The 13173-nt window shown below is 54.1% G+C and carries 7 protein-coding genes; all 7 read right to left on the reverse strand.

Translation table 11 applies throughout. The features are described 5' to 3' along the window. Positions 1-16: 16 nt before the first annotated feature. Positions 17-2122, reverse strand: a complete 2106-nt coding sequence (locus B153_RS0107715; RefSeq protein ID WP_020596120.1) for an outer membrane protein assembly factor BamB family protein — start codon at positions 2120-2122, stop codon at positions 17-19. A 158-nt stretch (positions 2123-2280) separates the two neighbouring features. Continuing rightward, entirely contained in the window at positions 2281-2628 is a 348-nt protein-coding gene (locus B153_RS34795) for a sigma-70 family RNA polymerase sigma factor (protein WP_020596121.1), read from the reverse strand. 11 nt (positions 2629-2639) lie between these two features. Continuing rightward, the gene (locus B153_RS0107725; RefSeq protein ID WP_020596122.1) at positions 2640-3737 is read right to left on the reverse strand and encodes a TolB-like translocation protein; all 1098 of its coding nucleotides are present in this window, start codon (positions 3735-3737) and stop codon (positions 2640-2642) included. 32 nt (positions 3738-3769) lie between these two features. Continuing rightward, entirely contained in the window at positions 3770-6403 is a 2634-nt protein-coding gene (locus B153_RS0107730) for a hypothetical protein (RefSeq protein ID WP_020596123.1), read from the reverse strand. 262 nt (positions 6404-6665) lie between these two features. Further along, complete coding sequence (locus B153_RS0107735) at positions 6666-8816, reverse strand: hypothetical protein (protein ID WP_020596124.1); 2151 nt, start codon at positions 8814-8816, stop codon at positions 6666-6668. A gap of 17 nt (positions 8817-8833) precedes the next feature. After that, a complete protein-coding gene (locus B153_RS0107740; protein WP_020596125.1) occupies positions 8834-11563 on the reverse strand; it encodes a hypothetical protein in 2730 nt (909 codons plus the stop codon). Positions 11564-11688: 125 nt separating this feature from the next. After that, positions 11689-13158 carry a RagB/SusD family nutrient uptake outer membrane protein gene (locus tag B153_RS0107745; protein ID WP_020596126.1) on the reverse strand — a complete coding sequence of 490 codons (1470 nt, stop codon included), beginning with the start codon at positions 13156-13158 and terminating at the stop codon, positions 11689-11691. Between the last annotated feature and the right edge of the window lie 15 nt (positions 13159-13173).

The raw sequence follows: 13173 nt of genomic DNA on the forward strand, positions 1-13173 counted from the left end.
TCGGCCAAGGCGTTGTTTACGGCAAGGCAAACGCTACATACCGATCCCCCGATTTCGTTTTGAGTTTGCCGCCCCCACAGGCAATAACCACATATTGCTTGCCATTAACCGCATAGGTACTCGGTGACGCATACCCGGCTGCGGGCAGTTTGGCCCGCCAGAGTTCACGACCCGTTTTGCGGTCGAAAGCCCGAATTAACTCATCGCGCGAAGAAGCAATAAAGAGCAACCCGCCCGCCGTGACGGCTGGGGCACCATAGTTGTCAGTGCCTGTCGGGGGTATTCCCTTCGCCACCAGTTCAGGATACTCGCCCAGCGGGACTTGCCAACGGTGCTCACCCGTATTCATATCAATCGCTGTCAGCGTGCCCCAGGGCGGGCGGCTCACAGGGTACCCGGCCCGGTCGTACCAGCGGGTAAATCCGGTGTGGTGGTAGGGTGATGTATTCAGGTCTTCCTTGCTGGCCACAGACGTTGTTTTACCGAACAGAAAATCCACAATAGCCTTGCGCTCAGCTTCCTTCAGATGCGTAAAGGCCGGCATCATGCCCTGCCCTTTTGCCAGGACCTGAGCCACCGACGTCTCGTTGCGTTTCTGGGAAATGCGGATCAGGGCCGGATAGCTGCCGTCGTGACTCCCTTCGCGGTCCTGTCCGTGGCAGGAGGCACAATGCCTTTGGTAAAGTTGGCTACCCGTGCGGTCAACGGCAGGGGCTGATACCGAACTGGCAGGGGTCGGAACGAGTCCCATAGTGACCGGAATTTGCTTCGACGGAACGTACATAATACCTGCTTCGTCCACGGCAGCCCCGCCCCATTGCGCCCCCCCGTCGGTACCGGGGAAAAACACGGTTCGGTTGGGGCTCAGGGGAAGCGGAATAAACTCTTTCCCCGATTGCCAGCGCCGGAGTTGGGCCACCACCGTGTCGCGGTCGGTAACGAAGTCGTTAATATCACTTTCTGAAAACGATTGTCGGGTAAACGGTGCAGGTTTCAGGGGAATCGGTTGGGTAGGCCAGGCTTTTTCTCCGGGAACGGTAGACGCAGGCATGGGCCTTTCTTCGATCGGAAACAGCGGTTTACCCGTGACCCGGTCGAAGACAAACAGGAAGCCCTGTTTGGATAATACCGAAACAGCATCCACCTTTTTCCCATCATGAACAACGGTGAATAGATTGGGCGGAGCCGGAATATCACGATCCCAGATATCGTGGTGGATCGTCTGAAAATGCCAGAGTCGCTTGCCCGTGGCCGCGTCGAGGGCAATCAGGCTATTGCCAAACAGATTCTGGCCCGGCCGGGTGCTGCCGTACAAATCGAAGGCGGCCGTTCCCGTGGGCACGTAGACGATGCCGCGCTGCCGATCAATAGCCATGCCCATCCAGTTGTTAGCGCCACCGAAGTTGCGATAACCATCTTTCGGCCAGGTGTCGGCCCCATACTCGCCGGTATGGGGAATGGTATGGAACGTCCAGACGATCCGCCCTGTATGAAGGTCGTAGGCACGAACATCGCCGGGCAAGGCCGGGGCAATCTCCGACACCCGGTGACCCATGATAAGCAGATTTTTATAGACTACCCCCGGTGTGTTGCTGACCACATACTCGTCGGCTCCGGGGCGGGCAAGCCCTTCTTTCAGGTTGATTTTTCCACCTTTGCCAAAACTGGTCACTGGTTTTCCGGTTCGGGCATCAAGGGCGTAGAGCAGCGAGCCATAGGCGAAGTAAATCCGGGCCTGCTTTCCATCGGTCCAGTACGTAACACCCCGACTATTCATAGCGAAGGTATCGTCGGTAAAATTCGTTTTCCAAAGCTGTTTGCCCGTGGCCGCGTCGACGGCAAAGGCCTGTGAGCCTGCCGAAACCCCGTACAGTACACCGTCGATGATGAGCGGATTGCACTGAATCTGGGTATTGTTTTTGAGCGTATCGACCCCACCCGATGCATATTCCCAGGCAACCGTCAAGCGGCCCACGTTACCGGGATTTAACTGGGTGAGCGGTGAGAAATGGTTTCGATCGGGTCCGCCATTGTATTCGGGCCAGTCAGTGGTAGGGGGTTTTTCGGTCAGGCTGAGCAGACCAACCGATAGCAGCAAGGTTAGGGAGGAGAAGCGTTTCATGAGTCGGTTTAGCGGAACATATCCATGAGCCACATAGGCCAAAAGTTGCCATAAACTCTCGACCTGTGTGGCTCACTAACAGCAAAACCCAGTCGGCACCACTTTTTACTGACCTCACACCCTGCCGTTTCTTAGTTTTTATTGCACAACGTTACGGCCTAATCGTATCCCGGCTTTACACTTCGATCGGGTAATCGGTTTTGGACTTCCATAAACAGACAGGTCCGAAACGATGTGGTCATGGTTAAAAACCGACGCTGACGGTGAAACTCGTAAAACACATCGGACACAATACGTTCGGCCCTTTCTTCGGAACGAACCGTCCGGAACGCATAACTACACAGCAGGCCGTAATACCGTTGAAACAAAAGTGTAATGCCCAGGTCTGGATCTGCGTCAAACGCCGTTCGAATACCCGATTCTGTTTCCAGGTTCAGACCACTACTCAAACAATCGGTGATACAATTTTCCGGCTCTTCAGTCGGTTTTTCCCCGGTGCGAGGCATCAGTGGTCTGCTTATTTCCCGAACGAATACAAGAGTAACCCATACCCAACCCCGGCCGGATCAGCAGTATTGGCCAGTTGAAAGGCCATGTATTTGCCATCTGAGGAGACAACCGGATTCGATGCCTTGCCGCCTTCATAATCATTAAAATTGGTGAGCCGGACAAAATCTTTGCCGGTGCCGTCGAGTTTCAGTTTCCAGATGTCGATGTTCGAAGGCCCCCGCTTTCCACCCAGCCAATCACACTGACGGTCGGCTTCGACCAGTGTGTGCTTTCCATCGGGGAAGATGCCTTCGCACTCGTTGTAGGTTTGGGGTTTCTGCGAATGGTTGACCACTTCGTTGGTTTTCAGATCGAGCGTCATGACCGATGCGTTGATATTGATCTGTTTCCCGGCCTCATCCCGTACCGGCTCATACCGCACGAAGGTCATTTTGGTGTCATTATCGAAAAAGTCCTGAGCCTCATACGGGTAGCCATCTCCTTCATAAACGACCTTTTTGTTGACTAGTTTGGGGGTTCCACCCGACAGATCGACCTCGCAGACTACCAGCCGGGAAGCTTTTTCGGGTAACTCCGGTGCCTGATCGTGTACCTGCGAATACGCGATTTTCATACTCTTCTTCGAAATCGCCATGCCTTCGCTCATGTGTACGCCCAGCTTTACGGGTTTGGAACCGGGCTCCTTGCTCAGAAACCAGAGTTCGTTATCGCGGGATCGGCTAATGCGGATGTCTTCGAATTTCTCAGGTCCAATCAGAATATAATCGCCCGACGCCAGGTGCATCACCCGTAAGAAAACCGCTGCGGGCACGTTGCAGGTCAGGCATTTCACCTGCCGGGTTGCCAGATCGAGCACCATCGCATCGCCAAAGCTTTTCGCCATAAACGCAATCCGCTTGTTGTCAGGCGAAAAATCTGCCCGTTCCCCAAACCGGGTCAGCACCTGGATGTTTTTCGGCAACTGATCGAGCGGGCTACCGGCTTTCCGCTTTTTCAGGGGTTCATCTGCCGGGGTTTGTTTTGCTGGATGACTGGGTAAACCGGGGTTCTCGCTGGGCAAAGCCGCAAAGAAATAACTGGCCAGAAGGATAAGGGATACGTTCATCTACCTGAAGGGTTAAAGGGTGAGGGCGCGGTTTAGCGAATCAATGACACAATGCGATAAGGCGTTTCTTTGTTAAAATCAGGATAGATTTTACCTCTCCCCTGTTTATCCATGATCTCGATGTAGTACATAAAATCCCACTTGGGGTTGATCTGATCTGCCGGTACGCTTACTGTGTAGGTATTTTTGCCACCCGAAGAGGGTTGCATTGCCAGCGTTTGGTAAGGCAGTTCCTGGTTCACATTCCGATACCGCAGCTTTACCCATTTGATACCCGCCGGAGCACTGACGGTTATACTAACGGGAATGGGTTTACCCACGGAAACGGGAGCTACAGGCTTGTGAACGATCTGGAAGCCATCGGGCAGAACGGCATCGGTAGGCGGTTTGTACGGCAATGGTTTGCCGGCAACGGTTGTCCGGGCGGTGCTGGCTTCGGCCTGTAAGGTATTTCGTTTCTGTTCCAGACTCGCCAGTCCTTTTTCCAGAGCCGCCAGCTCATCCCGCCAATGTCCGCACAGGTCAGCCACACAGACGCCCATGGCCAGGTTATCGGTATACACATCCCCGGCAGATGCCACCAACTGCTGCCAAGCTTTGACAGCCTCGCGCTCTTTTGCAATCGACTCGTCCAGAGCCGCTTTGTTCTGCGTCCGCTCAAAAATCCGGTAGTTGACCGCAGCCAGAATCCGCTTCGAATGGTAGAGCGACAGATTCGACAGAATTTTCAGATCCGTCAGGGTTGATACCAGTTCCTTGCTTTTCGTGGAACCTGCCGCTTTTTCAGCCTGAGCAATCAACTGATTTAACGTTTCGGACGTTTGCCGGAACCAGTGGCTATTGGCTGATGGCAAGACACGTGCGGTTTCGCCCCCTTCGGTTCGGAATTTGGCTTCCTCATCAAAACTGGCAAACTGGGCCATATCGCTCAGTTCGGCTTTGGCAAACGAGGGCAGATCGCCCAGCCGTTGTTTTTCAGCCCAGCCACGGGTGGTCGGGAAACTGCTATAGGGGTAGCTCGATGTAATGATGCGGGGCAGAATCCAGCTTGCCTGATGCAGGGCTTTGGCCAGTACGGGCCCGGCTTTCTCGCCAAATCGACGGTTGAATTCGTTATTCCAGACGGCTGGATCGGTAGCCGGATTGTAGCCAATCCGACCAAACGTCTGAAAGAAATGCCAGTACCGCTCAAACTCCCAATCATAATAGCGATACGGAGCCGACAGCAGATCGAACGGCTGGGCATCGTGCGGCTGAGCCTCCATTTTGGTGGCCAGTGGTTCGTTTACTTCAAACCCATCGCCATCATAGAGGTGGGTCGTTTCGGCAAACCGCCGTACATAATCCGGATCGCCCCAGAGCAGGATACGGCTGGTGCCCCCGTTCCAGAGCCGCCAGTGCATCCGGTAGGTTTTTGGGTAGCGAAGCAACTGCGCGTAGCTGTGCCGAATGGGGCTTTTATCAGGATTTACGAGCGTCGGGTGGTACGGCATCCCCATCTGTTCCATCCAGAACTTGGTCGTGATGCGGAAATTCACCCCAATATCCTGTGCACTCTGAATCACCGATTCGGGTAGCTCCTTTGCCCTCAGGTCCAGCCGCAGGTTCGGAGCCGTCGTTTTCATCATGCGGAACACATCGGCCCAGAAACTATCCTGCTCGCCTTCTTTTAGCCCCGATTCGTTATGCATCCGAAACTGAATGGCATCCAGATTAGGCACCTGTTTAAGAAACTTGGCCAGAGCCGCTTTGGTGTAAGCGGTCAGGTTATCGGCCGTAACACCCCATACCAGCCCCGGAACGGGCTTATCGGGGGCATCTTTCGTACCGGGAATACCGCCCCCCTGCACACCACCCCGGTAAATATGGTCCCAGATGCCGACCGTAAACCGAATACCCCGGTCGTGGGCCATTTGAATCAGCCGATTGAAAGCCGCCAGATTTTTCTGTTGTTGCTGGGGTTGCAGGCCAACCATCTTCACCTCAGGATAGCCCTCCACATCGAAAAAGTAGGGATAACAGGGAGCCAGAAAACCGCCATTCTCGTAACCAAAAATCACGACCAGCGTATTGAAACGGTTTTGCGCCAGTCCGTCCAGGTAGTGGGCCCAATGCGCTTCATCGTACAGGCGACTTTCCCAGTAGGCCCGGTTCATGGTGTAGATCGAAACGGCCCGCTCACTAGCCGCTGGTTTCTCGGTGATATCTTTCAGTTCACTCAACGGGTTCTGGGCGCTTTTAGTCCATTGAATGCGGTCGGCCACATCCAGCAGAGCATACATAAGCCCCCGTTCATCTGCGCCACTCACCACCCAAACGGGCTTAGCGGCCTGGGTAGTTTTCCAAACGGTCAGGGCTTCGGCACTATTGGGAACCGGGCGATTTCCGGCTTTCAACAACCGGGCAGCCGGTCCCTGACCCATTGCCAACCCGGTGACTAGTACCATTTTGCCGCGAGCCTGCTCCACGGAACCTACTTTTTCGACCGAAATATGTTTGGCCTGAAGCGCATCCATCACCTTGGTCAACGCATGGCTAACGGGCGCTCCCATCGTTGGGTCGGTCACGACGGATACGGTCTGGGCATTGACTCCCATTGGGAATAGTAGCAGCAGCGCCACCCCAAAACGAACAAGCGATTGGCTTACGAGAAGAATGTTTTTCATGAGTACTCCAGCATAAATAGTTTAGCGTATGCGACAAGGGCGTTTTTGTCCTGCTGACGAAGGAGTCGAACAGAATTAGATTGGACAAGAGCATTTTTGTCATCCCGAGGAACGAGGGATCTTCGGAAATCACCTTTCATCTATTCTCCGAAGATCCCTCGTTCCTCGGGATGACAAAAAACAATACAACGTGTTAACAATGAATCACTTAATAGCTAAAAAAATTCATTATTAAGCCTTATTGGCTTCTAATTCCGACACATCATTTCGTTGAACCTGCGGTTGCCTTTCGGGCGATTTCCACATCACGAGCGACATCGGGCCGTAGCTTTTCCCAGTGGAAATACCGTTTGGTATCGACCAGTACCCGTTTCCCGTCGGCCGGATACGAATAGGCGGCCAACGGCATATCGGCATAGATGGGCCGGGTGACCCGAACCACTTCGTCCCAATACCCCAGTGCCTTTTCCAAGTGATCGATGGCCTGCTGTTTGTTCGCTTCGCCACCAGCCTGCCGATAGGTTTCCAATGCCACACCCCCGCGCAGTTTTTCAGCGAAATACAATCCCAGATTGGCCCACGCCTGTATGTCAGCAACTTCCTGCCGAAAGGCTGTATTCTCACCGACGCGAATCGATTCGGTTAGTTTCAGGGCTTTGCGGCTGTCCTGTTCCAGCATCTGTGCCAATTCGGGCGGGGTGATTTTTCCGGCAGCGATAGCCGTTTTAGCCCCCATCGACTTTACGTACGATGCTACCGATACATACATGGTGTCGGCAGGGGATTGCGCAATCTGACGGTCGATGGAAATGTACTCCATCACCCGTCGATTGATCGACATAAACGCTTCGCTGTAGAGCGAAAAGTCCCAGGTAAAATCGTACAGGGAGGCCAGATGCAGGGGCGTTTTGCCGACCAGTGCCGATGCTTCCAGTAACGAAGACGCCGAGGGGCCAAAGCGCCGGACAAACTCACGGCTGAACACCGTATCGGGCGTGTTCGGATTGTAGAGCAATCGTCCCCACAGCTTGTAGAACAGCCACTGTCGTTCAAAGGCATAGTGTTCGGCCTCGCCCGGCTCGCGTTTTGTGAAATAATCTTTAGCCGGAATGTAGCCTTCCGACCCCACAAAATACCCACCTACATACGATTGGCTGTTGGTAGCCAGATGCTTCCGAATAAAATCGGGCACACCCCAGCGCAGGCAGAAAAAATCTTCATTACGAACCATCCAGGCAATTTTATATTTCGTCGGTTCGGGCGTAAAATACGTATCGTTCAGCTTGCCCCCGTGCACTTTTATGAGCCGGGGCGACGAGTGCCCATGCGACCAGTTGAACTTAATTTCGGCCCAGATTGGCCCATCCAGAAAGTCCAGCGCTTCCATCGCCTTGCGGGTCAGTAACTCCGTATCGACACTGGTTGACCCGCCCACGCGTGTGTTCGCTTCGAGCGGAACCCGGTGAATGAGTTTTGTTTTTCGGTTGGCCAGTCGGATGCCTTCCAGTATCGTTTCGCTAAACCAGTCCTGACGTTGCTGGGGCGTCATGCCACCCATAGCCTCGCCGTGCGTGAATCCTAATCCCGTCAGATCAGGGTATTCTTCCAACACCTGCTGAACGGACTCGCGGGTGTAGCGTTTGATGATCGCGGAGGTATCGGCAGCACCAAAGTGGATACGCTCATCGGGGTTTTCGACCCCTACGTGATGGGCTTTGGCAAATTCAGGACTCACAAAAATGTTCCAGTTGACCAGATACGTATCGATACCCCGCTCTTTTGCCATCCGAAAAAGCCCCCGATAAAACGTCTGCCAGTCGGCCAGTTCGTTGTCGTTGAATGGGCAGGCTTCGGGGAAGTTGCGGGGCCGGATCATATACGGAAACGGATGCAGGTTCCAGAGAGTGAGCGCATTGAATCGGTTCTCGGCCATCATATCCAGAAACAGCTCCCAGAACCGTAAGTCGCGGCAGGTTTCCTGGTGGAGCGTCATGGCGTAACCTTCCCGGTACGGGTCCCAGGGCAGGTTGAACTTAATGGCTCGAAACGGCAACGCAGGCTGTTCCTGACGGGGCGCTATCTGAGCGAGTGATACCCCATTGCGCAGGTCTTCTACCAAAGCCAGACTCCCGTACATAAGCCCGTTTGCATCGCTGCCTTCAACCATCAACCGACTACCAGCGCGCCGGATGGTGAACGCTTCTTTTACGGTTTGCTTCGGGTTTATGGACAGAACAACCTCGTAGGCAGCCGAGCCTTTTTTACCACTCAATCCCGATGCCGCCTTCTCGATCTGATGAGCAGCATATACAGCCTGTGGAATGGTCTGGTCGTAGCGAACAGTCAGCTTCTGCGCCAGAAGAAATTGACTAATCCCGATAAGCAGGCTGGCAATAAGACCAATTCTTTTCATAACGAAACGATTTTCGATCAGCCCTGACGAACGAGTAGATACGGCTGGCTGGTCAGATCGGTGTTGAAACCGGGATATAGCCACGCACTGCCCGTTGGTTCTTTTCCTTCCATAAAGTACTGAATGGGGTAAGGCGACTGCGTGTAACTAGCCGGAATCGTGGCCTGATAGCCCTGACCAACCCGCTGCATATCAACCGATTCGTACCGATCCGCCTGATTTACATGGCGATAAAACAAACGCATACTTGCCGGTTGCTTATCGACTGATAGTTGGAGCGCAATAGGCTGTCCGGCCGCAAACGATTGGGGCGGTGTGTGACGACAGGTAACTTTTGTACGTTGTGGTCGGCCCAATGCCTGCCGGATAGCCGCCTGCGCCCGATCGCCCGACGGGGTCTCATTTCCTCCGGCCTGCTCCAGTTTGGTAGCCATAGCGGCAATATCCTGATCCATCGCCGGAAGTCGGTCGAGCCAGTGCCCGCGTAAGAATGTCTGTTCACCAACAGGGATGTCGGACTTATAGACGTCTTTAGCCAGATTAGCCACCGTTGCCCACGAACTCCGGGCCGAACGGTACGCTTTCAGCGACTGCTCCAGAGCCGCCCGGTCGCCGGTTTGCTCAAAAATGGCGTACAGTACTCCCGCCCGGAATTTACTGGCAAAGAACCGGCCCAGACCCATCTGCATAGCCACGTCAATAGCCATCCGCCGAAACTCAACGCTTTTAGGATCAGATGCTTTTGCCTTCGCCTGGGTCAGGTGTCGGTCGGCGGTAGCGGCATAATCTTCCAGCCACTGGGCCGTTTCTATGGGCGTATATTTGCCACTGTGCTCCCCCTTTAGCAGTTCGGTGACGTATTGGTTAATCGACAAAAAAAGCTGTGGATCGAGCGGGCTCACATTGCCAAACACCTTGGGTGCCGGGGTGTCGTACAGGTGCTTATCGCTGCCGTTGATGGTCGGATCGACAATGGGCTGGTTGGTGTACATCTCGGGCCAGTAGGTATTGTTTCCGGCTGAGGTGCCATGCGCCGTGAGTACGATGGGTAAAATCCGGCTGGCATTGGCCAGTGCCTGTCCCACATCGCCCCCTGCGGCACCAAACGTTTTTTGAAGATACCGATTCCAGACGGCCGGGTTCGTGTCGGGATTGTACAACAAACGCCCAAACAGACGGAGGCTATACTGGTACTTTTCCCAATCCCAGCGTGGTTCCAGACTGGCATCGGCATAGCCACAACGCCCTCCGGCAAGGCCCGATCCCCGTCGACCTTTAAACGAAAGGGGTTCCATCAACTCGGCTCCGGCACTACCACTAAACCCAAACGCCCGGGCATGAGCCGCCTGCGTCGACGGGTCGCCCCAGAGCAGGAGCCGTTGGGTGCCGGGCCAGATGCGGTGTATGACCCGATACGGTCGATTTTCTTTCAGCAAATCGCCGTAGCCATAGCGCATAAAACTCCGCGAGCCTTCGCTCAGATTCATCAGGGTCGATGTTTTCTTTTTGGGGTCGGGCACCTCAAGGGCACGGATGTCGGTCTGGTGATAGGGCATTCCCAAATGTTCGGCCCAGTATTTAGGCGAAATCACGATGGGCAATCCGGTACTTACAGCCGCATCGATCATCGCCTGATCCATCCCTTTCGAATGCATGTCGATCTCGACTGTACGACCACAGGTAGCCACTCCGTTGAAGACCATCTGCCAGAACTTATAACTCCCTTCGTTGACCCCGCTTTCGCCGTGAATACGGAACGTCACCCCGCTAATGGCCGGGCAAGCCTGCAACAGCATCCGTACGGCATCCCGGCAATACACACCGTGATTTTCCGCCGTCAGTCCGGCAATGGTATAGTTCGGTTTAGGGCTGTTGATCCATTCGTAACCGTGCATCCATAAGCCTAGTTGAAATTGCATTCCCCGAGCCACAGTTTGTTCGCTGATGAATTTCAGCATGGCCAAATTCTGGTCCCGCTCGGCATCCGACAGTTCGGGTACGCGGACGTTATAGCCCGGCACCGATAGCAAAAACGGATATGCAAACAGGAAATAGGCATCGGTCACGTTGCGAAGAAAATCGTAGCCGATGCCCATACTGAGGTTGAATCGGTTAAAACGCTGAGTCGCCAGCATGGTCAGGTAGTTGGGCCACATGGCGCGGTCGTTGTACCAGCCTTTATCTTCTACTTCACTGACAAACAGCCGATTCAGGCCTCGTATTGGATTGACGGGTTGCTCAATCAACACCTTTTGGCTGCGTAACGAAGCTAACGGCTGGGCCTCGAAGTTCACCCGGTCGGCCAGTTCCAGCGTTGCGTAGACCAGTCCGCGCACATCCTGCCCGCACGCCAGCACGACCGATTTCCCGGCCGACTGCCCAACCACAATCCCCAACGCTTCGGGGACGGCCGGTATACTCGCTCCGGCTGACTTAAGTACAGAACGAGCCACTGCCGCATCAGCCCCAGCCAGTACAATGCACTGATTTCCGGCCGTTGCCTGTGGCAGTTGACTGCAACGCTGTACGGTGATGTTCCGGCTCTTAAGTGCCTGTTCCAGTTCATTAGCGGCCCATTGCACCGGAGCGGCTCCGGCCACCGGATCATCCGGGCTGACAACGATCGAAACGCCCGACGCCCATACGCCAACCTCTGGCCAGCCGCTGCTTAAGGTGGTTAGCCCCGCTATTTTCAAAAAGTGCCGCCGACTCAGTGGAGACATCGCTGGATTGGTTTCATGCTGCATACCTCAAAGTATCCTATTCGTTGTGCATTTCTTCTGTATCTAATAGAACACAGATTATTATGATCGTTATGATTCACACAGATCATGACAAATCATAACGATCATAACAATCTGCGGTCTATCACCTATTCATACCCCGGATTCTGGGCAAAAACGGCGGGGTTACGAATAATTTCCAGCTCGGTCAAAGGCAAGGGGAATACTGTCATGTACGGCTTCATGCCGAAAGGTGCCATGATGGTTAAAGCCCGTCCGGTGCGGACCAGATCGAACCAGCGGTGGCCTTCCAGATACAGTTCCCGGCGACGCTCCAGGTAAATCTTTTCGCGGGCGTCGTCTTTGGTGAGGCCGGCATGGGCTGGCACACCCGCCCGCTGACGCACCTGGTTCAGATAGGTGAGTGCTTCGGTGGTTTTCCCATTTTCGTTCATGGCTTCGGCCAGCATCAGCAACACATCGGCATAACGCACTACTTTCCAGTTGGCCGGACTGTCGTTATTGGCTTTCAAAGGGGCCATGTATTTCTTACTAAATGAGGTAACCCCCGTAGTCGACAAGGCAACAAACTTCCCGTCGGCACCGATAACCCCCGTAGCCACACTGACATCCTTCCGCAAATCGTTCGGCTCATACACGGCAAACATGGCGGCTGTTGGATTCCCTCCACTGGCAGCCGTAGCCCCAGGCAGAATACCATAAATGCGGGACAACTCATCGACCAATGCCTTACCACCCGATTGAAATTCCAGGGTAAACGTATTGGTAAACGTACTGCCCAGCCCCAGCCCACCAGCCAGATACTCGATGTCGAAAATATACTCGCTGTGGTGTTCGTCTTTGGTGTAGTCCCACAGGTCGTTGTAGTTTTTAAGCAGCGCATAGCCCAGCGTGGTTACCTCCTTGAGTTTGTCTTCGGCTTTCACAAAATCTTTCCGGGTCAGGTACACCTTGCCTAGCAGCGCTTTAGCCGCCCCTCGGGTTGCCCGTCCCACGTCCGTTCCGGTGTATTTTACCGGCAGTTTGGTTTCGGCATCCAGCAAGTCTTTGATAATAACCTCATCATAGATCTTATCTACTTTCTCCCGTCCGGTTTTGTAGGCGTCTTCAATCGTAACGGGCGTCGTCACCATCGGCACATCCCCGAAAATCCGAACCAGATTGAAATATGCCAGTGCCCGAAGAAACTTGGTTTCGCCAATATGCCGGTCCTTGTTGGTGACAAGCGCAGGGTCGGCCGTACCAATTTTCGCCAGAATCGCATTGGCGTTCGTGATCGCACTATAATACCCCCGCCAGCTAGCGAGCAGGATATTATCGCTGTAGTCGGTCAGAAAATTATCGACCCGGATCGATTCCAGACCATTGGCCAGATCGTGCTTGGTATCGTCGCCCCGCAGATCGCCAAATTGCCAGAAGTTCTGGTACGGCACCCGAAAGCCACTGTACACGCCCACCACCGCATCCTGAAAATCCTTGTCGGTCTTATACAGCACATCGACACTGACGGTGGATACCGGCGTTAGTTCAATAAAATTCTTATTGCAAGACGTCATCAGGAGGAATACCAGTCCTACTGTACAGGTTATACCTTTCATAGTCTTTATCGGTTA

Origin of the sequence: Spirosoma panaciterrae DSM 21099 (genome assembly GCF_000374025.1) — a bacterium.
Lineage (GTDB): Bacteria > Bacteroidota > Bacteroidia > Cytophagales > Spirosomataceae > Spirosoma > Spirosoma panaciterrae.